Below are 25,939 nucleotides of genomic sequence, written 5' to 3'. Positions count from 1 at the left end.
GCCATACTTGTCGGGTGGATTGGACACCGGATCCCGAGGCGCTACGGGGCCGGTTGGCGGTCGTCGCGGGAGCGACGCGCGGCGCCGGGCGCGGGATCGCCGCCGCCCTCGGCGAATGCGGTGCGACGGTCATCTGCACCGGCCGCAGCAGCGTCTGCGGCAGCCACGGCTCCGACTACAAACGCCCCGAAACCATCGAGGAGACAGCCGAATTGGTCTCCGCGCTGGGCGGGCGCGGGATCGCGGCCCAGGTCGACCACCTCGACATCGCCCAGGTCCGGGCGCTGGCCGGAACGATCGAATCCGACTTCGGCGGCCACATCGACATCCTGTCAACGACATCTGGGGCGCCGAGATCCTCAAGGGAGCGCCCTCGACGTGGGGCCGGCCGATGTGGCAGCACGACCTCGACGACGGGCTGCGCATCCTGCGCCTCGGCATCGACACCCACCTCATCACCTCGCACGGCCTGCTCCCGCTGCTGACCGACCGCCCCGGCGGGCTTCTGGTCGAGATCACCGACGGCACAGAAGAATTCAATGCCGACAACTATCGCCTTTCGGTGTTCTACGACCTGGTGAAGAATGCCGTGAACCGGTTGGCGCTCAGCCACGGCCATGAACTCGCGCCGCTCGGGGCGACGGCCGTGGCGCTCACCCCCGGCTGGCTGCGTTCGGAGATGATGCTCGACAACTACGGCGTCACCGAGGACGCCTGGCGCACCGCACTCGATCCGGCCCGCGCCGACGGCTTCCCGATGGCACCCCCCGGTTTCGCCGAGTCCGAGACCCCGCGGTTCGTCGGGCGCGGCGTCGCGGCGATGGCCACCGATCCGGACCGCGCCCGGTGGAACCAGGGGTCGGTCAGCTCGGTCGAACTCGCGCGCCACTACGGGTTCACCGACCTCGACGGCCGCCGTCCGGACGCCTGGACTCCCCGATAATCGCAGTTCATCGGCCGCAATCCGGATCCAGTTGACATTTTTTGAAAGTTGTTCACTGATTTCGTTGACACCCGCGCCGACCCGGCTGTTCTATGACTTGGTGACCTTCGACACGATCATCCGCAACGGCCGCTGGTTCGACGGCACCGGAGCGCCGTCGGCCGTGCGCAACATCGGGATTCGAGACGGACACGTCGTCGACGTCTCCGCGGCCGACCTCGACGCCTCGGGGGGCCCGCAGATCATCGACGCCACCGGCAAATGGGTGCTGCCGGGCCTGATCGACATCCACACGCACTATGACGTCGAGGTGCTGAACGGACCGTCGCTGTCGGAGTCGCTGCGGCACGGGGTCACCACGGTGCTGCTCGGCTCGTGCTCGTTGTCGACCGTGCACGTCGGCGGCGTCGACGCGGGCGATCTGTTCGGCCGGGTCGAGGCCATCCCCCGCGAACACGTGATCGCCGCTGTCGACGCCAACAAGACCTGGACGACCTGCGAGGAGTACATCGAAGCCCTCGAAGCGCTACCGCTGGGACCGAATCTGGCCGCCTTCATCGGACACTCCGATATGCGCACGGCGGTCATGGGGCTCGATCGCGCCACCAGCAAGAACCAGCGACCGACCCGCGCCGAGCAGGCCGCGATGGAGCGGATGCTGCGATCGGCCCTCGAGGCCGGGTTCATCGGAATGTCCTCACAACAACTGCTTTTCGACAAGATCGATGGTGAGACCTGCCGGTCCCGCACCCTGCCGTCGACCTATGCCCGGCCCGGCGAGCTGCGCAGGCTGAAAGCGCTGCTGCGCCGCACCGGCCGGGTGCTGCAGTCCGGGCCCGACATCTCCAACCCGCTCAACCTGCTCTCCCAGATCGCCCAGTCCCTCGGCTGGTTCCGCAACCCGCTCAAGACCAGCCTGCTCTCGGCCGCCGACGTCAAGGCCAACCCGTACGCGGTCCTGATCATGGGCCCGCTGGCCAGGGCGGTCAACACCCTCGGCGGCAACTTCCGCTGGCAACACCTCCCGGTGCCCTTCGAGGTGTACGCCGACGGCATCGACCTGGTGGTGTTCGAGGAGTTCGGCTCCGGGGCCGCCGCGCTGCACCTGCGCGACGAGGTGGAACGCAACGAGCTGTTGCGCGACGAGTCCTACCGCCGCCGGTTCCGCAAGGACTACGACAGCAGGTTCGGCGTCCGGGTCTGGCATCGCGACTTCTTCGACGCCGAGATCGTCGCGTGCCCGGACCGGTCGGTGATCGGAAAGTCGTTCGGCCAGGTCGGGCGGGAGCGCGGGCTGCACCCGGTCGACGCGTTCCTCGACCTGGTGCTCGAATACGGCACCGGGGTCCGCTGGCACACCACGATCTCCAACCACCGACCCGAGGTGCTCAGAAAGCTCGCCAGAGACCCGGGGATCCAGCTGGGTTTCTCCGACGCCGGCGCCCATCTGCGCAACATGGCCTTCTACAACATGGGGCTGCGGCTGCTGCGCCACGTCCGCGACGCCGAGCGGGCGGGGACGCCGTTCCTCACCGCGGAGCACGCGGTCCACCGCCTCACCGGTGAGCTGGCCGACTGGTACCGCATCGACGCCGGCCACCTGCGCATCGGAGACCGCGCCGACCTGCTGGTGCTCGACCCCGAGCGACTCGACGACACCCTCGACGCCTACGCCGAGGACACCGTCGACCACTACGGCGGGCTGTCGCGGATGGTCAACCGCAACGACGACACCGTCAACGCGGTGTTCGTCGGCGGGCGCGCGGTGTTCCTCGACGGTGCGCCCACCGGTCTGGTCGGCGCGCGGCGCACCGGGCGGTTCCTGCGCGCGGCGCACCGCTCCCCGGCACAGCCGACCGAGTGGGGTGAGTTCGCCAGTGTCGGTTGAGGACACCGTGCTCGGTCTGTGGCAGGCGCTCTCGGACCGCGATTGGGACCGGCTCAAAACCTATCTGTCCGAGGATTGCATCTATCTGGACATGCCGGTGGGGCCGACCGCGGCGGCCAGGGGGCCCGAGGACATCGTCAAACGCCTCAAGATCGGCCTGCAGCCGCTGGCGTCCTACCGCAACTTCACCGGCCTGCTGGTGCACAGTGGTAGCGATGCCATGTACGAGCATCACGAGGAATGGCATTGGGAGACAGGCGAGTCCGCTGTCCTGCAGTTCGTCACCGTGCACCGGGTCGAGGGTGGCAAGGTCACCCTGTGGAAGGACTACTGGGATATGGGGGCGCTGGCCAACCACGCCCCGCCGACCTGGATGTCCGATTTCGCCACGGCGGATATGTCGTGGATGTTCGACGCCACCGGCCTGGTCTGACGCGGTCCTACAGCGTGATCTTGCAGCTCTGGCCGATGTCGAGGGTGCGCAGCATCCGGCCCATCCCCAGCCACATCGCACACGACAGGGCCAGATCGGTGAGGAGTTCGGCGTCGAAGTGCTCACCGGCCCGCGCCCAGAAGTCCTCGTCGTCGCGGAGTTCGGTGTGTCCGGTGGCGAACCGGTGGGCGAATTCGGCGGCGATCCGTTCCGCCGGGCTGTAGCCGGGCCAGGTCTGCCACTGCGCGGCGTGGTCGTAGAGATCCTCGTCGACCCCCGCGGCCGCACCGTCGCCGTCGCGGGTGTTCTGGCACACCGCGCATTCGTTGTCGAGCGCGATCACCATGCGGGCCAGTTCGCGGACCCGCAGCGGCAGGCGGCCCTTGGTGTAGACCGCGTTGGTGAAGTTGGCCATCGCGGTGCCGATGTCGGGAGATCGCAGGACCCAGCCCGCTACGTCGTCGTCGGGGAACTCTCCAATGCGGCTCATGGCCGGAATCGTACGCGCGCGACGGCAAATCTGGAACAAGTTCTAGTTTCTGCCCGCCGGTCCCGGTGCGGTCAGCTCGGCGCGATCGTCGCCCCAGTCGCGCTGCACAAGAGCCCGATGAACGATGCGTTCCAGCGCCGCCTCCACCTGGGCGCGGTCGGGGCGGCCTTCGAACAACGGCGACGTCTCAAGCTTGTCCACGATCCGTCCGACCAGCGCCGCCGAAACGGCGTCCACCTGTTGCACTCCGGATTGGGTCAGCCACAACTGATCGCCGGTGCGCAACGCGTACCGGTCGCCCACCAGCCGGTCGAACGTCGGCTCGAAAACCTCGTGCGGGACCCGTAACCGGTCGGCGATCTCGGTCAGCCGGGCCGTGCCGAACACCTGAGTGTGTTGGTAGATCTGCAACAGCGCCCACAGCCCGGCCACGTCCAGCTCACACCCGGGCTGTCCGGCGACCATGCGCAACCGGATCTCCGGTGAACGTCGCATCAGCCTGCTGATCGCGGTCTCCAGGACGTCGTCGGCCGTTTCGGTGCTCGGCATGCCGAACCCCTCGCCCAGGTCGAGTGCGGCCGTGGCATCCATCTCCCGCAGCGGCACTTCCTTGAGAAACAGCGCCACGATGAACCCGAGCAGCGCCACCGGCGCGGCGCACAGGAACACCAGGTCCAGGGCGCTGGCGTAGGCATCCACGATCGGGGCGGCGGCCCGCGGGGACAGCTCGTGCAACGCCTTCGGGGAATCCGCCGCGGCCGGTGGTGCCCCGCCGGCCGACAGCGCTCCCGGCAGCCGATCCGACAGGAAGCCGGCGAACAGGGAGCCGAAGATGGCCGCGCCGAACGAGCTGCCGATCGTCCGGAAGAACGTCACGCCCGAGGTCGCCACGCCCAGATCGGCGAAGTCCGAGGTGTTCTGCACGATCAGGACGAGTACCTGCATACACATTCCGATGCCGGCACCCAGGATGAACAGGTACAGGGACTGCATCGGGATCGGTGTGGCGGCATTCATCCGCGACAGCAGCACGAAACCGACCAGCATGATGGCGGTGCCCGCGACCGGGAAGACCTTGTACCGCCCGGTGCGGCCGACCAGGCTGCCGCTCGCGGTGGACGTGATGAGCAACCCGATCACCATGGGCATGGTCCGCAATCCGGACTCGGACGGTGAGACCCCTCCCACGAACTGCATGAAGGTCGGCATGAAGGTCAGCGCGCCGAGCATCGCGAAGCCGACGACCAGAGACAGCACACAGCACATGGAGAACACCGGATTGCGGAACAGGCGCATCGGCAGGATCGGTTCGGCCGCCCTGGTCTCCACCCGGACGAACCAGGCCAGGGCCGCGACCGACACGACGATGAGCCCGATGATGATCGGTGAGGTCCACGCCAGGTCGCCGCCCATGCTGGTGGCCAGGGTGAGGCCGGACGCTCCGAGCCCGACCCAGAAGATTCCCGCGTAGTCGATGATCGGACGGGCCGGACGCGATGTCAGCGCCGGGATCGTGGCGGCGGCGACCAGGAGCACGACGATGCCCACCGGGATGCTGATCCAGAACGCCCACCGCCAGCCGAGGTGATCGGTGACGAAACCGCCAAGCAGGGGGCCGGCCACGGTCGTGACACCGAACACCGCCCCGAGCGCACCCTGGTAACGGCCGCGGTCCCGCAACGGGATGACCTCACCGATCAACGCGGTCGAGGTGACCATGATCGCGCCGCCGCCGATGCCCTGCAGTGCCCGGGAGGCCACCAACATCGCCATCGAACCCGACAGCCCGCTGAGCACCGACCCGGCCAGGAAACAGACGACGGCTACCTGATACACGGCCTTGCGGCCGAAGATGTCACCGACCTTGCCCACCACCGCGGTCACCACCGTGGAGGCGAGCAGGTAGCTGGTCACCACCCACGACTGATGGCCCGCACCACCGAGATCGGCCACGACGGTGGGCAGGGCGGTGGCCACGATGGTCTGGTTGAGCGAGGCCAGCAGCATGCCGAGCAGCACCGCGACGAACACCAGATTGCGTCTGCGCACACTGAGCAGCACGCCGCCGGAGGGTTCTTGTGCGGTCGGTGGTGGGCTGGCCATGGGATCCTTTCGCCGGTCTGCCGGTTCCAGAACCGATATCGTTAGACAGCCTATGAAAGTTACAGCAGAAAGAAAACCGCCCCGGGCGCCGGCGGTTCACCGGCTACCCGAGGCGGCTTGGGCTGAAACTCAGCGGCCCACCCCGGCGTTACTGCGGCGGCCGGGACACGCACTGCGCGGCGTAGAGCGCGTCTCCCAGCTTGTCCATCAGCTCGAGTTGGGTCTCCAGGTAGTCGATGTGACCCTCCTCGTCGCCGAGGATCGTCTCGAACAGGTTGGCGCTGACCGCATCCTGTTTCTCGCGGCACATGATGATGCCGGGTTTCAGCCGGGCCACCACCTCGTACTCGATCGCCAGGTCGGCCTCGAATTGTTCACGCAGGGTCTGCCCGACACGCAACGAGAACAGCCGCTGATAATTCGGCAGGCCGTCAAGAAGAAGAATTCGATCCGTTATCGCCTCGGCGTGACGCATCTCTTCAAATGATTCCGAACGGGTGTGTCCGGCCAGTTCGGTAAATCCCCAGTTATCCTGCATTTTGGAATGAAGGAAATACTGATTAATCGCCGTGAGTTCGCTCGTCAATTGCTCGTTGAGCAATTTGAGAACGTCCGGGTCGCCTTGCATGGTCGCTCCTAAAACACCTTGAGGGCTGGTCAAGTGTTGCCGTTTGCCGTGCACTTCCAATGTAGTGCAGAAAACCCGGTGTGGCGCAATGGTTAAAGCGAATTCCGGCACCGGCGGCGGTCAGCCGACCGACGCGGGACGGGACCCCGCCACGCGTGGCCACGAAGGCTGGACTGCCTGTCCTAAGTAAGGTTAGACTCCGCTAACACGCAGGAGAGTCGTCGAGAAAGGCAGTTGAACATGGGTGAGTACGATTTGCACTCGCTCATTATTTCCTGTGATTTCCGGGTCGATGATGTCGATCAGATGTGGAAATGGTTGAAGAAACATCGGGCCGGATTGGCGGCTATCGGCGCGCATCATGTCGTGCTGTATACGTCCATTTGGGAGCCGGGCCGGGTCCTCGTGACGATCGGTATTCGACGGGCCAAGTCGATACGCGATGTTTTACGTTCGCCGGCGATATTCGAATGGTTCGATATTTCCGGCGTCAAAGATATCCCGCCCATATTCGGCGGCGAGGTCGTCGAGAAAATCGACCTGGCCGAACCTGGACCGCCGGACTATGTGGCCGGTGTCATCGTCGGCGCGGTCGCGGTGGTCGACGATGTGCCGACCCTGATGCGCAAGGTCCACGACGGGCTGGGGCGGTTCGAGCACAGCGGGGTCAGGAAGGTGTGGGTGTACCGGGCGCTCGACGACGGGCAGGAGGTGATGATCCTGCAGGAGATCGAGGACGAGGTCAGTGCCCGCCGGTGGATCGATCACCCCGACGCGGCCGCCGAATGGATGACCAAGGCCGGATTCGGCGGCTACCCCAATCTGTTCGTCGGCAAGTTGGCCCACGTGATGTCCGTGGCGGAGCAGGAATAGCCGGGTGCACTGATGTTCGTCTGCCTGTGCACCGGAGCCACCAGCCACGTCGTGAACGAGATCATCGCGGCGGGGGCCAGCACGTCCAAAGAGGTCGCCGACGCGTGCGGGGCCGGCGGCGACTGCGGCCGGTGCCGGCGCACCATCCGGGCGATCATCGCCGCCCAGCAGACCCAGCCGGCCGCCGACGGCTCACCCGGCTTCAACGGCTGCCCGTCCCGGGTCCGCCGTTAGCCGCCCTCAGGCCCCTTGCGACCGGAGAACTCGGCCAGCGCGTCGACATTGGCGGCCTGCCCGACCAGTTCGACGAACAGCGCCTTCTCCCGCTCGGTGGCCGCGACGATCTCATCCCGGATCGGCGCCATCATACTCTGTTTGACCGCCGTCAGGCTGGAAATCGGTTTGGCGGCAAGGATTTCGGCGTGCGTCCTGGCTGCCGCCAGCAACTCGTCGGGCTCGCACACCTGCCACACCAGGCCCATCTCACGGGCCTGCGCGGCATCGACCCACTCCGAGGACATCAGCAGCCAGGCCGCGTTCTGCCGCCCGAGCAGCCGGGGCATCAGATACGAGGACGCGGCTTCGGGGGCCACACCCAGGCTGGTGAACGGGCACTTCAGTCGCGCGGTGGCCGACATGAACGCCAGATCGGCGAATCCCAGGATGGTGACGCCGATCCCGACGCCGACGCCGTTCACGGCGCAGATCAACGGCTTCGGCAGCGCGGTGAGCGCCTCGACCATGCCGTAGAAGCCGTGCTCGCCCGGGGTGAAATCCGGATTGGTGATGCGGGTCTGCATCTCGACCAGATCGTTGCCCGCGCTGAACGCCCGGCCGGCACCGGTCACCAGCACCACCGCCACCTCGGGATCCTCGGCGGCAGCCAGCAGCGCGTTGGTCATCTCGTCGTAGAGCGCCTCGTTGAACGCGTTCAGCGCGTCCGGACGGTTGAGCGTGAGCGTGCGCACCCGGTTGGCGTCGTCGATCTGGAGGGTCACCCGTGCAGCGTAACTAGAACACGTTCCACTATGGCGGGCCGGGTGCGCCGAACGGACTCCGCAGGACGTACCGACTGGTCGGCACGGTGTCGACGTCGGTGCTGGCCCCGAAGGTCTCGGTGCTGGCCAGCATCCGCCGCATCCGGTCGGCGAGATCGGCATCGTCGGCGGCGCCGAAGAACGCGTGCAGATCCGATACCGCCCGCTGCGGGAAGAGTTCCTCGACGATGGCGGCCAGCACCGGCGCCTCCGCGGTGATCGGCCGCACCACCGCGTTCTGCGTGTAGCCGAAGGTGGCCTGGGTCTCGATCGCCACCGGGGTATGGCCGATATGCCAGCGCCGCAGCCAGGTGGCCTCGTCGAGATCGGCGGGGCGCCGCAGCAGCGCGATATTCGCCAGGCCGTCGGTGCGCTGCCCCGGTGCGGTCGCGGGCGCGGCCAGTGGGACCGACTCGGTCACCAGATATGCCGCCGCGGAATCGCATTCGGCGCTCAGCAGCTCGATGGCGGCACCGGTCCGGTCCCCGTAGTACTGCTCGGTCCACAGGCTCACCACCGCGACCACCGGCGGGTCGAGCGTCGTCAGCGTCATCAGGGAGCCCCGTACCGCGTCATCGCGGACGTTGACCGTCACACCGGGGACGCCGGTGTCCAGCAGGCGGTCGGCCACCTGGGAAAGCAATCGGTCACACCAGGTTTCGTCGGCCTCGGCCGCCCGCATCACGACGATCACCTTCTCCACGATGGCTAAACCTACAACGCCCCCGGGCCGGCGGGCCGCCGCCGGTCCGGGTGATGCCGCGCCGCAGCCGCCGGTTGGCGGTCAACCGGCCCTGGTGGCGCGACAATGGACGGGTGCAGACGGGCGGACAGGCAGCCGACGCGTTACGGCTGAACACTCCCGACACCGGCGCGGTGGTTCGCAGCCTCGTCGGTGTCCTGGCGATGACGGCGGCCGCGTTGGCGTTCGGGTCCGGGCCGACCGCGATGTGGACGCTGGCCGGCGGCATCATCGCGGGTGCCATCTCGCTGCAGCGCAGCCCCGGTGGACGAGTGCCGCTGATCATCACCGCATCGCTGGAGCTGGCCATCGCGGTGCTGCTTGGCGTGCTCACCGGATCGCACAACGTGGTGTTCGTCGTCGCGGTCGCGCTCTGGTGCTTCGCCGCGGGCATGCAGTGGTCGCTCGGAGCCAACGCCGGACTGGTCGCGTCCGCGGCCTGCGCGCTGTTGGTCATCGCCCCGCAGACCGCGCCGACCCTCGCCGACGCGCTGCTGGCCCCGGCACTGGTGTTCCTGGCCGGCCTGGTGCAGGCCGGGCTGATCGCGGTGTGGCCCCCGCGCCGCTGGCGGGTCCAGCGGGAGGGCCTGACCCGCGCGTACCGGACGTTGGCCACCGACGCCCGCAACGTGGCCGCCGACCGCCGTGCCGACGTCGACGACGCCCCGCTGACCTGGCTGCGGGAGGTGTTCGCCGACAGCCAGGTGAGCCAGCGCCCGCGGGCCTATCACGGGGGCTTCCGGCTGCCCGAACGCCTGGCCGTCACCGTCGCCGCACTGCGGGCCGCCGAACCGCGCGGCGGGGACGCACCGGATACCGATCCGGACGGCGGCGTGGCTGCGCTGCTGGCCGCGGCGGCGGCCCTGCTCGACGCCATCGCCGACCAGGGGCACACCGCGCGCCGCGACGCCGAACACGCGCTGGCCGGGGTCGACGCCGCGGCGGCCGCGGTGACCGGACCTCATGCCGTGGTCGCGCAACGCTTCTGCGAGCAGCTCCACGAGGCGACGGTGCTGCGGTTCGGCCAGGTGCACCGGCCCGACCTGGTCGGCCCCCTGGCCTCGGCGCCCGCCGTGGTCCGGTCCCACCTCACCTGGACGTCGCCGATCCTGCGGCACGCCATCCGGCTGTCGGTGACCACCGCGCTGGCCGCGGCCGCCGCCCGGTTCGGCGGTCTGGAGCACGGATACTGGATCGCGCTGACCGTGGTGATCGTGTTGCGGCCGGAGACCGCGCACACCTATACCCGGTGTGCGGGCCGGATGGCCGGCCTGGCCGCGGGCATCCTGATCGCCTCGGGCCTCACCCTGATGTGGCAGCCCGGCGGCCCGGCGTCGGCCGTCGGTGCCGCCGCGTTCATCGGGGTGGGCTACGCGGTGGCGCGCTTCGGGTACCTGGCGGTCGGCGCCGCGCTGGGCGCCGCGGTGGTCTTCGCGGTCGGGGTCAGCGGGGTCCTGGCGTGGCCGGGCGCCGCCGACCGGCTGGTCGGCGTCGCGCTCGGCGGCGGCCTGGCGGTGATGGCGCACGTGATGCTGCCCGACCACGCCCTGATCCGGCTGCGGCAACGGGCGGGCGAGCTGCTGATGACCGAGATCGACTATGCCGCGCTGGTGGTGAAGGCCTTCGTGCACGAGGTGGACCATCCGTCCGAGGCCCTCTCGGCGGCCTGGCAGCGGGCCTTCCGCGCGCGGGCGGCATTCGAGGCGGCGTGGGGCGTGGCCCGGCTGGACTCACCGGTCCTGCGCGGCTGGCTGCGCTCCTACCGGACCGCGTTGAACTCGGTCACCAGTGCCTGCACCACCCTGGAGAACAGCCTGCCGACTCATCCTTCGTCGGCGCTGCAAGGCGAATTCATCGCTGCCGTAGACGATTATGTGGAGGCGCTGCGCGGGGCGCCGCCCAGTCCGGCGGTGCCGTGGAGCCTGGACACCGTGGAGGTGACGACGGCGCTTCGACGCGTCCACGATGTGGCCTCCACACTGGCCGCCGACAACGGGGCGGCCCGCATCCTGGTCGCGGAGCTGTCCACCATCACCCGCAGCCTGGTCGGTATCTCCATCGACCGGATCGAACCGGCCACCGGTCAGGCCCGGTAGCCGATCAGCCGCGGGCCCACTTCGGCAGGATGAACACGCCCTCGGCCTCCGCGGTGATGCCGTGCGCATCCGAGACGTGCCCGGAGGCGAAAGCCTTGATCCCGTCGGTGCGGGTGATGCGGCCCTCGGCGTGCAGATCGCCCAGCGGCGTCGCCCGCAGGTACCGGATCGTCAGGGTGCCGGTGAACCTGGGGCTGGCCGGATCGCTCGCGGCCACCTCGCCGAGCACATGGTCGAGCACCATCGCCACGATGCCGCCGTGCACATGCCCGGGTGGACCCTCGTAGGCCGCGCCGAGGCGGAAATCCGTGCCGAGCCCACCGTTGCCGTCCTCGACGATCAGCAGCGGCGGCGCCACCGGATTGCGCAGACCGATGGCCGGGTTGCCCCATGGCATCCGGTCACCGTCGGAGGTGTAGCGCACGCCGAAGGCCCCGTCGATCTGGCGTTCCCGCAGGCGGGCCGTCGCGGCGTCGATCTCGGCCTTGGCGACCGCCACCGTCTCGGGATCGGCCTCGGAGCGGATGGTGGCGTCGATGAGCTCGCGCACCGACTCGGCCAGCGGCCCGAATGTCGCCCGCAGGTGTGCCACGTCGGCCGAGGTGAGTCCCTCGGCATGGGTGAATCCCGGCATGCCGAGAACTAGAACATGTTCTGCACTATCGTGCCAATAGTGACGGTTCCCGCTCCCGACGAGCCGTACTACCGGCTCGGGTCCTATCACCGGCCGGTCGACACCGCCTCGCCGCGGGCGCAGACCTGGTTCGACCGGGGCCTGGTGTGGGCCTACGCCTTCAATCACGAGGAGGCGGTCAGCTGTTTCGAGCGGGCTCTGGAACTCGACGGGGACCTGGCGATCGCCCGCTGGGGTATCGCATATGCGGTCGGGCCCAATTACAACAAGGCGTGGGACGCCTTCGATCCGGCCGATCTGGCCACCTCGCTGCGGCGGGCAAGGACCGAGCTCGCCCTGGCCGGGGCGGGCCGGGCGGGCCCGGTCGAACGCGACCTGATCTCGGCCCTGCACAAGCGATTTCCCACCGACGACCCGTCCGACACCGCGGCCCTGCTGGCCGGGCACCACGACTACGCCGACGCCATGGCCGCCCTGGCGGACACCTACCCCGACGATGTCGACGTCCAGGCGCTGGCCGCCGACGCGTTGGTGAACGTGACCGCATGGTCGTTGTGGGACGGCCGCACCGGTGAGCCCGCCCCCGGCTCGCGGGTACGCGAAGCCAAACGGATCCTCGACGATGCACTGGCCACCGCGCGGGGCGGCGAGCATCCGGGGGTGCTGCACCTCTACATCCACACCATGGAGATGTCGGGGACCCCACAGGACGCCCTGCCCGCCGCGGACCGGTTGCGCGACCTGGTGCCCGATGCCGGGCACCTGCGCCACATGCCCAGCCACATCGATGTGCTGTGCGGCGATTACCACGCTTCGGTGGTCGCGAATCTGGCTGCGGTGCAGGCCGATCGCAAATTCCTCGAACAGCGCGGGCCGCTGAACTTCTACTCGCTCTACCGCGCCCACGACCTGCACTTCGTGGTGTATTCGGCGATGTTTCAGGGCAGTTCGCAGATCGCCCTGCGGGCCGCCGACGAACTCGCCGGCCAACTCACCCCCGAGGTCCTCTCGGTCGAATCGCCACCGATGGCGGACTGGCTGGAGGCCTTCGTACCGTTGCGGATCCACGTGCTCATCCGGTTCGGCCGGTGGGACGACCTGATCGCCGAGCCGCTGCCCACCGACCGGGACCTGTACTGCACCACCACCGCCACCATCCACTACGGTCGCGGCGTGGCCCACGCCGCCAAGGGCGACCTCGCCCGGGCCAGGGCCGAACGCGAGGCGTTCACCGCCGCGTATCGGCGCATCCCCGACACCCGCTACCTGTTCAACAACACCAGCCTGGACATCCTGGCCATCGCGGCCGCCATGCTGGACGGCGAAATCGCCTATCGGGAGGGCGATTACGACACCGCGTTCGACCACCTGCGGCGCGCCGTCGAACTCGACGACGCCCTTCCCTACGACGAACCGTGGGGGTGGATGCAGCCCACCCGCCACGCCTACGGTGCGCTGCTCCTCGAGCAGGGCCAGGTCGAGCGGGCCGCCCGGGTCTATGCCGCCGACCTCGGCCTCGACCCCACCCTGAGCCGATCCTGCCAGCACCCGAACAACGTCTGGAGCCTGCACGGCTACCACGAATGCCTGCGCCGGCTGGGCCGCGACGCCGAGGCCGCGGTGATCGGCGGGCAACTGGCCCTGGCCATGGCCCGCGCCGATGTCGCGATCACGGCGTCCTGCGCGTGCCGCCTCGCCGTGGCCGATCCGTGCTGCGGGGGCTGAACCCCGGCGCCGCGTAAACTCCAGCTGTGGCCATCAGCGACGACGACCTGCGGCACCTGCGCCGCTGCGTCGAGCTCGCCCGTGAGGCGCTCGACGACGGCGACGAACCCTTCGGCTCGATTCTGGTCGACCAGTCCGGCACGACCCGGTTCGAAGACCGCAACCGGGTCAAGGACGGCGATGCCACCCGGCATCCCGAGTTCGCCATCGCCCGCTGGGCCGTCGACCGGCTCGACCCACCGCAGCGCGCCGCGGCCACGGTCTACACCTCGGGTGAGCACTGCCCGATGTGCGCCGCGGCGCACGCGTGGGTGGGCCTGGGCCGCATCGTCTATGCCACCTCCTCGGCGCAGTTGACCGGTTGGCTGACCGGATGGGGTGCCCCGGCCGCGCCGGTGGCGGCCCTGCCGATCCCCACGGTGGCGCCGGGCGTGGCGGTGGACGGACCGGCTCCCGAACTCGCGGAACAGATGAAAGCGCTGTACTCGGCGAAGTTCCGGCGATGACCGGGCCGGGCTGGGTCGCACACGCCATCTGGTGGCAGATCTATCCGCTGGGTTTCGTCGGCGCCTTCCCGGCCGACCCGGCGCCGGGCGCCGACGAGCATCGGTTGCGCCGGATCGTCGAATGGCTGGATCACGCCGTGGAACTCGGTGCCTCGGGTCTCGCGCTGGGGCCGGTCTTCGCCTCCCGCACCCACGGCTATGACACCACCGACCATTTCCGGCTGGATCCACGCCTGGGGGACGACGCCGATTTCGATCACCTCGTGGCCGAGGCCCGCCGGCGCGGCCTGCGGATCCTGCTGGACGGGGTGTTCAACCACGTCGGCACCGATTTCGGCCGCTACCGCGAGGCGCTGGACGGCGGCCAGGACCACCCGGCGTCGGCCTGGTTCCGGCGCCGGGGTGCACAGCGGGATTTCGCCACCTTCGAGGGCCACGACGAGCTCATCGCACTCAACCACGACAATCCCGAGGTGGTCGACTACACCGCCGCCGTGATGCGGCACTGGCTAGGCCGCGGCGCCGACGGGTGGCGGCTGGACGCCGCATACGCGGTGCCGGACCGGTTCTGGGCACAGGTGCTGCCCGCGGTGCGCGACGACTACCCGGACGCCTGGTTCGTCGGCGAGGTGATTCACGGCGACTATTCCGGCACCGTGCGCGCGGCCACCTTCGACTCGGTCACCCAGTACGAGCTCTGGAAGGCGATCTGGTCCAGCCTCAACGACGGCAATTTCCACGAGCTGGACTGGGCCCTGCAGCGCCACAACGAGTTTCTCGACGTCTTCGTGCCGATGACCTTCATCGGCAATCACGACGTCACCCGGATCGCCAGTCAGCTGCGCAATCCCCGACACCTCGAGCATGCGCTGGTCCTGCTGCTCACCATCGGCGGCACCCCGAGCGTGTATGCCGGCGACGAGGCGGCCTACCTCGGGGTCAAGGAGGACCGCCGCGGCGGCGACGACGCCGTTCGACCGGAGTTCACCACTCCCCCAGCGGATTCGGATGTGTTACGGCTGCACCAGTTCCTGATCGGGTTGCGCCGCCGTCACCCGTGGCTGCACACCGCGACGACCACACCACTGCAGCTGACCAATACCCATTACGTGTACCGGACGGCGGCCGACGGCGGCGCGCTGGTGGTCGCGCTCAACGTCGACGACGCCCCCTGGCAGCTGTCCCTGCCCGAGTTGGGGGTGCCGTCGGGGCGGGTGGTGGCCGGCTCCGGCGCACCACCACAGGCCGATGTGGTGGCGACCGAGATCGCCCCGCACGGCTGGCTGGTCATCGAGCCGAACTGAGCAGCTCGAGCGTGAGCCGGTCGGCCTCGCCGTCGTAGAGCGCGTCGAGCACCGCCACGAACTCGGGTTCGTGACTCACCTCGGCGAACAGCGTCATCGACGAGCGCACCTTGAGGCAGTCCGGCCAACCGAAGATCTCCTCGGCGCTGCGGCCCTCGAGCTGCGCGACCAACCGGGCACACTGCCGCAGTCTGGGGCCCAGTGTCGAATGGCCGAGGTAGGCCACGGCTTCGGCGCGCGAGGAAATGCCGTAACGGTCCGCGGTGGCGCTGCGCCCAAGCCCGCGCAGCTGCGGGAAGACGAACCAGATCCAATGACCGCGTTTTCGGCCCGCCCGCAACTCGTCGAGCACTCTCGGGTAAATATGATCCTGCGCCTCGGTGAATCGGCGAAGATCAAATGGATCATCTTCGGTGCCCACCCCGCCAACTATTGCATAAACACGTCATCGACGAGTTCGCCGCAAACTGGGCGGAAGTCGCAATAACCCGGCTAATGTTCCGTTGCGATGACAACTACAACCGATGCCGAGGGAACCGTCGAACCGGTGCCCACGCTGAAGAAACCTCGGCGCCGGGTGGTGTCCCGGATCAGCATCCAGTCCAAATTGCTCACCATGCTATTGGTGACGAGCGTGCTGTCGGCGTCCGTCGTCGGCTTCATCGGTTATCAATCCGGTCGTAGTTCGTTGCGCGACTCGGTTTTCGACCGGTTGACCGAAGTCCGTTCCTCGCAGGTCCGTCAACTGGAAGCGGAAATCGCCAACATTCGCGACTCGCTCATCGTTTACACCAGGGGTTCGACCGCGACCGAGGCGGCCCGGGCTTTTACCGCTGGCTTCGATCAGCTGGGTGACGCGACGATCAGCCCGGCCCAGCAGAAGCAGATCAACGACTGGTACCAAAAGCAATTCACCAAACCCGACGGCGGGCAAACGGACGAGGAAATCGACGTCTCCGCGCTGCTGCCGACGTCGAATGCGCAGAAGTATCTCCAGGCCCTTTACACGGCCCCGTTCGACGATTACGACAAGGCGATCAAGTTCGACGACGCGGGCGACCGCAGCGAGTGGTCGGCGGCCAACGCCCGGTTCAACGAATTCTTCCGAGAGATCGTCACCAAGTTCAACTACGAGGACGCCCTCCTATTGGACGGCAGGGGGAACGTCGTCTACAGCGCCTACAAGGGCCCGGACCTCGGCACCAATGTGTATACGGGACCGTATAAGGGCGGCAAACTCACCGAGGGATACAGCAAGGCGCTGGAATCCAATGCCGTGGACTACGTCGCCGTCACCGATTTCGGGCCCTATACCCCGGCCGACGCGCCCACCGCATGGTTGATGTCACCGATCGGATCCGGAGGGCATGTCGAGGGCGTGCTGGCCCTGCAATTCCCGATCACCGGCATCAACCGGATCATGACGATGGGCGGTCATTGGGAAGAAGCCGGTATGGGCCGCACCGGCGAGACCTACCTCGTCGGGCCGGACGGGTTGATGCGCTCGGACTCGCGGTTCTTCCTGGAGAACCGCGAGCAGTTCAAGAAGGACGTCATCGACGCGGGCACCCCGCCGGACATCGCCGAGGAGTCCATCCGGCAGGGTGGAACGACACTGGTGCAACCGGTGAACGACAAGGCATCACAGCTGGCCCAGCGCGGCCAATCCGGCACGGTCATCGAACCCGGCTACCGTGGCCAGGAAGCGCTGCAGTCCTATGCGCCGGTGGACCTGCCCGGTTTGGACTGGACGATCGTGGCCAAACTCGACACCTCCGAGGCGTTCGCCCCCGTGGCGGCGTTCACCAGAACGCTCGTGCTGTCGACCGTGGCGATGATCTTCGTGGTCTGCATCGCCGCGATCCTGCTGGCCCGCTTCTTCGTCCGGCCCATCCGGCGGCTGGAGGCCGGCGCCCAGCAGATCAGCGCCGGGGATTACGGCGTGACCCTGCCCGTGCAGTCCCGTGATGAGTTCGGCGATCTCACAGTGGCTTTCAACGGTATGAGCCGGAACCTGCGCATCAAGGAGGATCTGCTCGAAGAGCAACGCAAGGAAAACGACCGGCTGTTGCTGTCGATGATGCCCGAACCCATGGTTCAGCGTTACCGCGAAGGCGAGGAGAACATCGCCCTCGACCACCAGAATGTCACCGTCATCTTCGCCGACTTCGTCGGGCTGGATACGCTGTCGGCCGACCTGAGTGCCGATGAGCTGCTCACGATCGTGAACAAGCTGGTGCGCCAGTTCGACGCGGCCGCCGAGAGTCTCGGCATCGAACAGGTGCGGACCCTGCACAACGGCTACCTGGCGAGCTGCGGACTGACCGTGCCCAGGCTCGACAATGTGCGCCGTACCGTGGATTTCGCGATCGAGCTGCAGCGCATCGTGGACCGGTTCCGGGCCGAGTCCGGTCGTGACATCAAGCTCCGGGCCGGTATCGACACCGGGACGGTGAGCAGCGGCCTGGTGGGCCGCTCCAGCCTGGCCTACGACATGTGGGGTACCGCAGTCGATCTCGCCTATCAGGTGCAGAGCGGGGCTCCGCAGGCCGGGGTCTATGTCACCGGCCGGGTCTACGACGCGATGGGTGACGCCCGGCAGTTCACCGCGGCCGACCCGGTGACGGTGGGCGGCGTCGAAGAGCCGATCTGGCGGCTGGCGGAGCGCCAGCAATGAGGAGCGTGCTGGAGGCCGACTGGTTCTACTGGGCCCTCGCGGTGGCGATCGGTCTGCCCGTCGGCCTGGTTCTGCTCACCGAACTGCACAACGCGCTGGCCCGCCGCGGCAGCTACCTGGCCAGGCCGGTCGGCTTGTTGCGCAACTACATCCTGCCCCTCGGCGCGCTGCTGATCCTGCTGGTGAAGGCCACCGAGATCTCGGCGGAGGCCACCACCGTGCGGGTGGTGGCCACCGTGTTCGGTTTCGTGGTGATGATCCTGCTGCTGTCCGGATTGAACGCCACCCTGTTCCAGGGCGCCCCGGAGGGCAGTTGGCGCAAGCGGATTCCGTCCATATTCCTCGATGTGGCCCGGTTCGCGCTGATCGCGATCGGCGTCGGGATGATCTTCGCCTACGTATGGGGTGCCGACGTGGGTGGTCTGTTCACCGCCCTCGGCGTCACCTCGATCGTGCTCGGCCTGGCGTTGCAGAACGCCGTCGGCCAGATCATCTCCGGTCTGCTGCTGCTGTTCGAGCAGCCGTTTCAGCTCGGCGACTGGCTGGACACCCCGTCCGCCCGCGGCCGGGTCGTCGAGGTGAACTGGCGCGCGACCCATATCGACACCGGCAGCGGTATGCAGATCATGCCCAACTCGGTGCTGGCCGGAGCGTCGTTCACCAACCTGAGCAGTCCTCCGTCGTCGCATTCGCTGTCGATCGTGTCGGTGTTCGGGTCGTCCGATCCGCCGGATGCCGTGTGCGCGTTGCTCACCCGGATCGCCACCCAACTACCCCAGCGCAGGCCCGGGGCCGCGGCGAAGGCGGTCGCGCTGGGCGGCACCGAGTACCGGACGTCGATACCGTTGCGCTCCCCCGCCGACGACGGGGCCGCCAAATCGACGTTCCTGCGTTGGCTCTGGTACGCGGCGCGGCGCGCCGAACTGCATCTGGACGGGGCCGACGACGGGTTCACCACGCCCGAACGCATGGCCAAAGCCGTTCGGACGATGGCGCCCACGCTGCGCCTGAGCCACACCGAGCAACAGGATGTGATGGCCCATGCCACCCTGGCCCGGTTCGGCGCCGACGAGACCCTGCAGGTCGCCGGCGAGGTTCCCGGCCGGATGAGCTTCATCGTGGCCGGCCGGGTACTGATGACCGTGATCGGCCGCGACGCCGCGGTGGTCCCGGTGCGCACGCTGGAACCAGGCGATTTCCTCGGCCAGACGGCCCTGACCCGCGAAGGGTCGCCCGCGACCGCACATGCCGTGGTCGAGACCACGGTGCTCCAGATCGACCGCGACTTCCTGGAGGCACTGGTCGCCGTCAACCCGCTGCTGCTGCACGAGATCGGGCGGATGATCGAGGACCGCCGCAGCTGCGCCCAGCAGGCGTTGGCCGCCGTCGACTGATCGGGTCTCGGCGCCGAGTCGTAATCGTTAGCCAACCGCGATCCGCCGGCCCGGCGTTGTTACGCGTGTGACTGATGTGGTGCGTGATTCACTTTGCTCGCAAAGCAACGGCAATTGCTGGTGGCTTGATTGAAAGGTGGGTTGGTTGCCGTTATGAACGTCTTCAGCAACATGCGAGACATGTCAGCGTGGAAAGCGTTACGTCGGTCGGTCATCGGGATCCTGGCGGCGCTGGTGCTGCCCGGCCTGATCAGCGTGGCCGGGGGGTCGGCCACCGCGGGCGCATTCTCCCGTCCCGGGCTGCCCGTCGAGTACCTCGACGTCTTCTCCCCCTCGATGAACCGCAACATCCGGGTGCAGTTCCAGGGCGGCGGACCGCATGCGGTCTACCTGCTCGACGGCCTGCGCGCGCAGGACGACTTCAACGGCTGGGACATCAACACCCCGGCCTTCGAATGGTTCTACGAGTCCGGGTTGTCCACGGTCATGCCGGTCGGCGGCCAGTCCAGCTTCTACACCGACTGGTATCAGCCGTCGAAGGGCAACGGGCAGGACTACACCTACAAGTGGGAGACCTTCCTGACCCAGGAACTGCCGGCGTGGCTGGAATCCAACCGCGGGGTGTCACAGGCGGGCAACGCCGTCGTCGGTCTCTCGATGGCCGGTAGCGCCGCGCTGACCTACGCGATCTATCATCCGCAGCAGTTCATCTACGCCGGAACGCTTTCGGGCTTCCTCAACCCGTCCGAGGGCTGGTGGCCGATGCTGATCGGGCTGGCCATGAACGACGCGGGCGGCTACAACGCCGAGAGCATGTGGGGCCCGTCGACCGACCCGGCCTGGCGGCGCAACGATCCGATGGTCAACATCAACCAGCTGGTCGCCAACAACACCCGGCTGTGGATCTACTGCGGCACCGGAACCCCGTCCGACCTGGACGCCGGAGCCTCGGGCGGCAACCTGATGGCCGCACAGTTCCTGGAAGGGCTGACGCTGCGGACCAACGTCACGTTCCGGGACAACTACATCGCGGCAGGCGGCACCAACGCGGTGTTCAACTTCCCGCCGAACGGCACGCACGGCTGGGGCTACTGGGGCCAGCAGTTGCAGGCCATGAAGCCCGACATCCAGCGGGTCCTCGGCGCTCAAGCCGCCACCTAGAGAACCACCCACCCAGGGAGCCTGCCGTTACCCCCGACGGCAGGCTCCCTGCTTCATGGGGTGACTCAGCCCTGCACGGTCGGGCGGATGACGAGCTCGCCGATCTCGACATCGCGCGGCTGCTCGATCACATAGGCGACGGCGCGGGCCACCGCATCCGGCGCGATGGCGAACGCCGCCATATTGGAACGGGTCTGGGCCGAACCGCCGAGCTCGGTACGGATGTAACCCGGCGAGATGCTGCTGGTCCGGATCGTTCCGTCGGTCGACTCCTGACGCAGTGCCTCCATGACGGTGCGCACCGCGTTCTTGGTCGCCGCGTACACACCCATCTCGGGCACGATCTTCAGGCCCGCAGTGGAGACCGTGGTGACGAAGTCGCCGCGGCCCTGGCGCAGGAAGACCGGCATCGCCGCGGCGATCCCGTACAACACGCCCCGCAGGTTGACCTCGATCATGTCCGACCACCCCGCGACATCGCCGTGGGCCATCGGCCCCAGCGAGGCGATGCCGGCATTGCTCACCAGTACGTCGAGGCGATCGAACCGGTCGACCGCGGTACCGACCAGTTCCTCGAGATCGGCCCGCCGGGTCACATCGGTGGCCACCGCGACGGCGTCGGTGCCACCGTCGCGCAGCTCGGCGGCCAGCGCGTCGAGCCGGTCGATGCGGCGTGCGCCGAGCACCAGCCGGGCGCCCCTGGCCGCGAGCAGCCGCGCCGTGGCCTCGCCGATTCCGCTACTGGCACCGGTGATCCCGACGACTCTTCCCGCGATCGGATCGGTCACGGAACGAGCACCAGCTTGCCGCGGGTGTGACGGCGCTCGAGTTCGCGGTACGCGTCACCGACGTCATCCAGCCGATACACGCGGGAGATCGGCACCTCCAGGTCCCCCGATGCGACGAGACCGGCCAGCTCCGCCATGACGGCCGATGTGGTCGCCTCGGCGCTCCCGACGAGCAGCACACCGAACGTCTCTACGGCCTCAAAGTCGATGATGGTATCCACCCGCCCCGGGGCGACACCCAGTTCCTCGACGGCCAGCGCGACGTAGCCACCGCCGAACAGGTCGAGGAACGCGTCGACACGACCCGACGGCGACGCCGTGCGCAACCGATCGGCAAGGCCGTCACCGTAATTCACCGGGACGGCGCCGTGCCCGCGCAACCAGTCGTCGTTTGCCGGGCCGGCGATCCCGAGGACCGCGGCGCCGGTGCGGGCCGCGAGCTGGACGGCGATCGAGCCGACTCCGCCTGCGGCACCCGAGATCGCGACGGTGTCCCCCGGCCTCAGGTTCAGCGACCGCACCGCGGCGTAGGCCGTGCTCCCCGCGACGTACAGCGACCCGGCCACCTCCCACGGCACGCCCGCGGGTTTGCCGGTCAGCTGGTCGGCCGGGGCGGTGACGTATTCGGCGTGGCTCGACCGGCCCATCGAGAACCCGAGCACCTCGTCGCCGACCTCGAATCCGGTGACACCCGGCCCGACCTCGACGATCACCCCGGCCAGATCACTGCCCTGGCCGGACGGAAACGTGGCGGGCCACCGCTCGTGCAGGTAACCCTCGCGGATCATCGCCTCGCCGGGGTTGATGCCCGCCGCCCTGACCTCGACCAGCACCTCGCCGTCGCCGGGTACCGGCCGGGGGACGTCACGGACCTGCAGCACGTCGATGCCGCCGTATTCGTCGAACTGCACTGCTCTACTCATAGGACCTACGACAAGGACTGTCCGGGCAGCTATTCCCTTCCAGCGACCTGACAGGTTGCGCACATATTTTGGCGATGGTGAACCAACCCGCGCAGGCCGCCACGGCGGCCGAACCCAGGTCGGTGCGCCCCATCCTGCGGTCGATCCTGTTGGACGTCGCTCCGCCACTGGTGGCCTATTACGGATTGCGGGCCGGGGGCGTGTCCGAATACGTCGCGCTGCTGACCGCCACCGTGTTGGCCGGCTCGAAGGTCGTCTACGACGCGATCAGGGCCCGGCGGCTCGACCCGTTCGCCGGCTATCTCATGCTGAATTTCGGGTTGAGTCTGGCCGTGGGGCTGGCCACGTCGGACGCCCGGATGCTGATGGTGGGCAACACGCTCGTCGGCGGCGTCAGCGCATTGGTGTTCCTCGGCAGCTGCCTCATCGGCCGACCACTGACCCAGATCGTCGGCGAACGGGTGCATCCGGTGCGCGACACTCCGCAACCCGGTGAGCGTGAATACATCCGCCGGGCCCACATTCTGCTCTCAGCGATGTGGGGCGTCGGTCTGCTCATCGGCACGGTGGGCGGCCTGGCCATCATCTTCAGCCTGCCGGTGGACGCCGCCAACGCCGTGAACACCGTGTTCACCCTCGCGCTGATCGGTGTGCTGATGGTGGCGACATTCGTGATCGGCAAACGGGCGGCAATCAGGTGGGCCAACCAGGAGGCGAGCCGGGAACAAACCTGAACCCGGGATAGTTGAGCGCATCAGACTGAACTTTGGAGGTTTGATGTCCGCACCAATCGCAGTGCCCGTGTTGTTCGTGAGCGAGCCCATCGTCCTGCCCGGCATGGTGGTGCCGATCGAACTCGACGACGCCGCGCGCGTCGCCGTCGAGGCCGCGCAGGCCGCCGCGCCTGAAGGCGAATCCGGCAGGCTGCTCATCGCCCCCCGGCTGGAAGACCGCTACCCCACCTACGGCGTCATCGCCTCGATCGTGCAGGTCGGCCGGATGCCCGGCGGCGGCGCGGCGGCCGTCGTCCGCGGTGAACAGCGCGGCCATATCGGATCCGGCACCACCGGACCCGGCGCCGCCCTGTGGGTGCTGGTGGACGAGGTCACCGAGGCGGAGCCCGGCGACGAGACCAAAGCGCTTGCCACCGAATACAAGAAGCTGCTGCTGGCGATGCTGCAGCGGCGCGAGGCGTGGCAGATCATCGACGTGGTCAACAAGATCACCGACCCGTCGGCGCTCGCCGATACGGCCGGCTACGCGTCGTACCTGACCGATGTGCAGAAGCGTGAGCTGCTGGAGACCGCGGACACCGCGGTGCGCCTGGAAAACCTCATCCAGTGGACCACCGAGCACCTGACCGAGGTGGAGGTCAACGACAAGATCGCCGAGGACGTCCGGTCCGGGATGGACAAGCAGCAGAAGGAGTTCCTGCTGCGCCAACAGCTCACCGCGATCCGCAAAGAGCTTGGTGAGGGCGAACCCGAGGGGTCCGATGATTACCGGGCCCGGGTCGAGGCCGCCGACCTGCCCGAGAAGGTGCGTGAGGCCGCGCTGCGCGAGATCGGCAAGCTGGAACGCTCCAGCGAGCAGAGCCCCGAGGGTGGTTGGATCCGCACCTGGCTGGACACCGTGCTGGACCTGCCGTGGAGTGTGCGCACCGAGGATTCGACCGACCTCAAGGGGGCCCGCGAGATTCTGGACGCCGACCACCACGGGCTCGACGACGTCAAGGACCGCATCGTCGAGTACCTGGCCGTGCGGGCCCGCCGCGCTTCCCGTGGGATGGCCTTGGTGGGTGGTCGTGGGTCCGGTGCGGTGATGGTGCTGGCCGGCCCGCCCGGGGTCGGCAAGACCTCGCTGGGCGAGTCGGTGGCCCGGGCGCTGGGCCGCAAGTTCGTCCGCGTCGCCCTCGGCGGGGTGCGCGACGAGGCCGAGATCCGCGGCCACCGGCGCACCTATGTCGGCGCGCTGCCCGGCCGCATCGTGCGGGCGATCGGCGAGGCGGGGTCGATGAATCCCGTTGTGCTGCTGGACGAGATCGACAAGGTGGGCTCCGACTACCGCGGCGATCCTTCGGCGGCACTGCTCGAGGTGCTCGACCCGGCGCAGAACCACACCTTCCGCGACCACTACCTCGACCTGGATCTGGATCTGTCCGATGTGGTGTTCCTGGCCACCGCCAACGTGATCGAGAACATCCCGTCGGCCCTGCTGGACCGGATGGAGCTGGTGCAGATCGACGGCTACACCGAGGACGACAAGGTGGCCATCGCCCGCGATTACCTGCTGCCCAGGCAGCGGGAACGCGCGGCGCTGACCGCCGGGGAGGTCACGGTGACCGACGCGGCGCTGCGCAAGATCGCCGCCGACTACACCCGCGAACCGGGGGTGCGCCAGTTCGAGCGGCTGCTGGCCAAGGCGTTGCGCAAGGTGACGACGGTGCTGTCCCGCGAAGACCCGGCCGATGCCCCGCTCACCGTGGACGAGCCGGATCTCGTTGAGTACCTGGGCCGCCCGCGATTCACCCCGGAGTCCAACGAGCGCACCGCGGTGCCGGGAGTGGCGACCGGGCTCGCGGTCACCGGCCTTGGCGGCGATGTGCTCTACATCGAGGCCAACTCGAACGTGGGTGAGCCGGGCCTGAAGCTCACCGGCCAGCTGGGTGACGTGATGAAGGAGTCGGCGCAGATCGCGCTGTCCTACGTGCGGGCCCACGCCGAGCAGCTGGGTGTCGACCCGAAGGCGCTCGACCGTCAGATCCACGTGCACGTGCCCGCGGGCGCGGTGCCCAAGGACGGGCCGTCGGCGGGTGTGACGATGGTGACCGCGCTGGTGTCGATGGCCACCGGGCGCCAGGTGCGCGGCGACGTCGGGATGACCGGCGAGGTCACCCTGAACGGCCGGGTGCTGCCGATCGGCGGGGTCAAGCAGAAGTTGCTGGCCGCGCAGCGGGCCGGGCTGTCAACGGTTTTCATCCCGCAACGCAACGAACCCGATCTGGACGATGTGCCCACCGAAGTGCTGGCGGCGCTCGATGTTCGGCCGATGACCGACGTCGCCGACATCATCGCGGTGGCTCTGGAACCGGCCGAGTCCGCCGCGGCAGCGGCCTGACAACCCTCGCGAGCGACCGTGCAGGTACGCAATTGACGGCGTGTCACCGTACCGACACGGTCGCTCGCGGTGTTGGGGTCACAGTAAGCCGCCGACGGGCGTCTGGAATCCTCCACATGTGACAACAGACATCTCGGGCGAGCGGCACCTCTCGCGCCAGCTCTCCAACCGGCACATCCAGCTCATCGCCATCGGCGGTGCGATCGGCACCGGCCTGTTCATGGGCTCGGGCAAGACCGTCTCGCTGGCCGGACCCTCGGTGATCTTCGTCTACATGATCATCGGCTTCATGCTGTTCTTCGTCATGCGGGCGATGGGCGAACTGCTGCTGTCCAATCTGCATTACAAGTCGTTCGCCGACTTCGCGGCCGATCTGCTCGGCCCGTGGGCCGGCTTCTTCACCGGCTGGACCTACTGGTTCTGCTGGATCGTCACCGGCGTCGCCGATGTGGTGGCGATCTCGGGCTACGTCGCCTA

General features: G+C 68.3%; 22 protein-coding genes and 2 pseudogenes. 15 read left to right on the top strand and 9 right to left on the bottom strand.

Features of this window, described 5'->3' with window-relative positions; translation table 11 throughout:
• Positions 1-14: 14 nt before the first annotated feature.
• The 3 genes and pseudogenes from ACWDTP_RS14910 (at position 15) to ACWDTP_RS14900 (ending at position 3,264) form a co-directional block, all read left to right on the top strand.
• Positions 15-943: pseudogene (locus tag ACWDTP_RS14910) on the top strand (SDR family oxidoreductase).
• A 100-nt stretch (positions 944-1,043) separates the two neighbouring features.
• Complete coding sequence (locus ACWDTP_RS14905; RefSeq protein ID WP_450020959.1) at positions 1,044-2,831, top strand: N-acyl-D-amino-acid deacylase family protein; 1,788 nt, start codon at positions 1,044-1,046, stop codon at positions 2,829-2,831.
• On the top strand, positions 2,821-3,264 hold the full coding sequence (locus ACWDTP_RS14900; protein ID WP_450020923.1) for a nuclear transport factor 2 family protein: 444 nt from the start codon (positions 2,821-2,823) through the stop codon (positions 3,262-3,264). Before ACWDTP_RS14905 ends, ACWDTP_RS14900 begins: the two co-directional genes overlap by 11 nt.
• Positions 3,265-3,271: 7 nt before the next feature.
• Here the strand turns inward: ACWDTP_RS14900 and ACWDTP_RS14895 are convergent, their stop codons facing one another.
• From ACWDTP_RS14895 to bfr, 3 genes are all read right to left on the bottom strand, one after another.
• Complete coding sequence (locus ACWDTP_RS14895) at positions 3,272-3,754, bottom strand: carboxymuconolactone decarboxylase family protein (protein ID WP_450020921.1); 483 nt, start codon at positions 3,752-3,754, stop codon at positions 3,272-3,274.
• Positions 3,755-3,796: 42 nt separating this feature from the next.
• Positions 3,797-5,857, bottom strand: coding sequence for an MDR family MFS transporter (locus ACWDTP_RS14890; RefSeq protein WP_450020919.1), 2,061 nt, complete (start codon positions 5,855-5,857; stop codon positions 3,797-3,799).
• 148 nt (positions 5,858-6,005) lie between these two features.
• On the bottom strand, positions 6,006-6,485 hold the full coding sequence (gene bfr, locus ACWDTP_RS14885) for a bacterioferritin (protein ID WP_450020917.1): 480 nt from the start codon (positions 6,483-6,485) through the stop codon (positions 6,006-6,008).
• Between the two features lie 240 nt (positions 6,486-6,725).
• On the opposite strand from bfr, the gene ACWDTP_RS14880 reads away from it, so the two are divergent.
• Together ACWDTP_RS14880 and ACWDTP_RS14875 are read left to right on the top strand one after the other, a co-directional pair.
• Positions 6,726-7,358: a fatty-acid--CoA ligase gene (locus ACWDTP_RS14880; RefSeq protein ID WP_450020915.1), complete on the top strand. Its 633-nt coding sequence runs from the start codon at positions 6,726-6,728 to the stop codon at positions 7,356-7,358.
• A gap of 12 nt (positions 7,359-7,370) precedes the next feature.
• Positions 7,371-7,592 (top strand): (2Fe-2S)-binding protein, encoded by a 222-nt coding sequence (locus tag ACWDTP_RS14875; RefSeq protein WP_450020913.1) that lies wholly within the window; start codon positions 7,371-7,373, stop codon positions 7,590-7,592.
• On the opposite strand, the gene ACWDTP_RS14870 is transcribed toward ACWDTP_RS14875, so the two are convergent.
• Together ACWDTP_RS14870 and ACWDTP_RS14865 are read right to left on the bottom strand one after the other, a co-directional pair.
• Complete coding sequence (locus ACWDTP_RS14870; protein ID WP_450020911.1) at positions 7,589-8,356, bottom strand: enoyl-CoA hydratase/isomerase family protein; 768 nt, start codon at positions 8,354-8,356, stop codon at positions 7,589-7,591. The genes ACWDTP_RS14875 and ACWDTP_RS14870 overlap by 4 nt on opposite strands.
• 28 nt (positions 8,357-8,384) lie before the next feature.
• Positions 8,385-9,098 carry an EthD domain-containing protein gene (locus tag ACWDTP_RS14865; RefSeq protein WP_450020909.1) on the bottom strand — a complete coding sequence of 238 codons (714 nt, stop codon included), beginning with the start codon at positions 9,096-9,098 and terminating at the stop codon, positions 8,385-8,387.
• Between the two features lie 113 nt (positions 9,099-9,211).
• On the opposite strand from ACWDTP_RS14865, the gene ACWDTP_RS14860 reads away from it, so the two are divergent.
• The gene (locus tag ACWDTP_RS14860) at positions 9,212-11,233 is read left to right on the top strand and encodes an FUSC family protein (RefSeq protein WP_450020907.1); all 2,022 of its coding nucleotides are present in this window, start codon (positions 9,212-9,214) and stop codon (positions 11,231-11,233) included.
• A 4-nt stretch (positions 11,234-11,237) separates the two neighbouring features.
• Here the strand turns inward: ACWDTP_RS14860 and ACWDTP_RS14855 are convergent, their stop codons facing one another.
• Positions 11,238-11,867 (bottom strand): PaaI family thioesterase, encoded by a 630-nt coding sequence (locus ACWDTP_RS14855; RefSeq protein ID WP_450020905.1) that lies wholly within the window; start codon positions 11,865-11,867, stop codon positions 11,238-11,240.
• A 15-nt stretch (positions 11,868-11,882) separates the two neighbouring features.
• Here ACWDTP_RS14855 and ACWDTP_RS14850 point away from each other — a divergent pair, with 15 nt between their 5' ends.
• Genes ACWDTP_RS14850 through ACWDTP_RS14840 form a run of 3 tightly spaced genes read left to right on the top strand, consistent with a single transcriptional unit; the run spans position 11,883 to position 15,402 of the window.
• Entirely contained in the window at positions 11,883-13,592 is a 1,710-nt protein-coding gene (locus ACWDTP_RS14850) for a tetratricopeptide repeat protein (protein WP_450020903.1), read from the top strand.
• Positions 13,593-13,618: 26 nt separating this feature from the next.
• Positions 13,619-14,098, top strand: a complete 480-nt coding sequence (locus tag ACWDTP_RS14845; protein WP_450020901.1) for a nucleoside deaminase — start codon at positions 13,619-13,621, stop codon at positions 14,096-14,098.
• Positions 14,095-15,402, top strand: a complete 1,308-nt coding sequence (locus tag ACWDTP_RS14840; RefSeq protein ID WP_450020899.1) for an alpha-amylase family protein — start codon at positions 14,095-14,097, stop codon at positions 15,400-15,402. The genes ACWDTP_RS14845 and ACWDTP_RS14840 overlap by 4 nt, the downstream gene beginning before the upstream one ends.
• Here ACWDTP_RS14840 and ACWDTP_RS14835 read toward each other — a convergent pair.
• Positions 15,386-15,823, bottom strand: a complete 438-nt coding sequence (locus ACWDTP_RS14835; RefSeq protein WP_450020897.1) for a DUF1810 domain-containing protein — start codon at positions 15,821-15,823, stop codon at positions 15,386-15,388. The genes ACWDTP_RS14840 and ACWDTP_RS14835 overlap by 17 nt on opposite strands.
• Before the next feature lie 87 nt (positions 15,824-15,910).
• On the opposite strand from ACWDTP_RS14835, the gene ACWDTP_RS14830 reads away from it, so the two are divergent.
• The 3 genes from ACWDTP_RS14830 to ACWDTP_RS14820 all read left to right on the top strand — a co-directional run bounded on the left by ACWDTP_RS14830 (position 15,911) and on the right by ACWDTP_RS14820 (position 20,634).
• Positions 15,911-18,079, top strand: a complete 2,169-nt coding sequence (locus ACWDTP_RS14830; RefSeq protein ID WP_450020895.1) for an adenylate/guanylate cyclase domain-containing protein — start codon at positions 15,911-15,913, stop codon at positions 18,077-18,079.
• Complete coding sequence (locus ACWDTP_RS14825; RefSeq protein WP_450020893.1) at positions 18,076-19,473, top strand: mechanosensitive ion channel domain-containing protein; 1,398 nt, start codon at positions 18,076-18,078, stop codon at positions 19,471-19,473. Before ACWDTP_RS14830 ends, ACWDTP_RS14825 begins: the two co-directional genes overlap by 4 nt.
• A gap of 171 nt (positions 19,474-19,644) precedes the next feature.
• Positions 19,645-20,634, top strand: a complete 990-nt coding sequence (locus ACWDTP_RS14820) for an esterase family protein (protein WP_450020957.1) — start codon at positions 19,645-19,647, stop codon at positions 20,632-20,634.
• A 65-nt stretch (positions 20,635-20,699) separates the two neighbouring features.
• On the opposite strand, the gene ACWDTP_RS14815 is transcribed toward ACWDTP_RS14820, so the two are convergent.
• A complete protein-coding gene (locus tag ACWDTP_RS14815; protein WP_450020891.1) occupies positions 20,700-21,422 on the bottom strand; it encodes an SDR family oxidoreductase in 723 nt (240 codons plus the stop codon).
• Entirely contained in the window at positions 21,419-22,345 is a 927-nt protein-coding gene (locus ACWDTP_RS14810) for an NADP-dependent oxidoreductase (protein WP_450020889.1), read from the bottom strand. The genes ACWDTP_RS14815 and ACWDTP_RS14810 overlap by 4 nt, the downstream gene beginning before the upstream one ends.
• Positions 22,346-22,419: 74 nt before the next feature.
• Between ACWDTP_RS14810 and ACWDTP_RS14805 the strand changes: the two genes are divergently transcribed.
• The 3 genes and pseudogenes from ACWDTP_RS14805 to ACWDTP_RS14795 form a co-directional block, all read left to right on the top strand.
• Positions 22,420-23,079, top strand: a complete 660-nt coding sequence (locus tag ACWDTP_RS14805) for a VC0807 family protein (RefSeq protein WP_450020887.1) — start codon at positions 22,420-22,422, stop codon at positions 23,077-23,079.
• Between the two features lie 43 nt (positions 23,080-23,122).
• Entirely contained in the window at positions 23,123-25,462 is a 2,340-nt protein-coding gene (gene lon / locus ACWDTP_RS14800; RefSeq protein ID WP_450020885.1) for an endopeptidase La, read from the top strand.
• Positions 25,463-25,580: 118 nt separating this feature from the next.
• Positions 25,581-25,939: pseudogene (locus tag ACWDTP_RS14795) on the top strand (D-serine/D-alanine/glycine transporter); the annotation flags it as partial.

This window comes from Mycobacterium sp. NPDC003449 (assembly GCF_053588415.1).
Note: the sequence above shows the minus strand (reverse complement) of the source record. Positions and strands in the feature narration are given on the sequence as shown.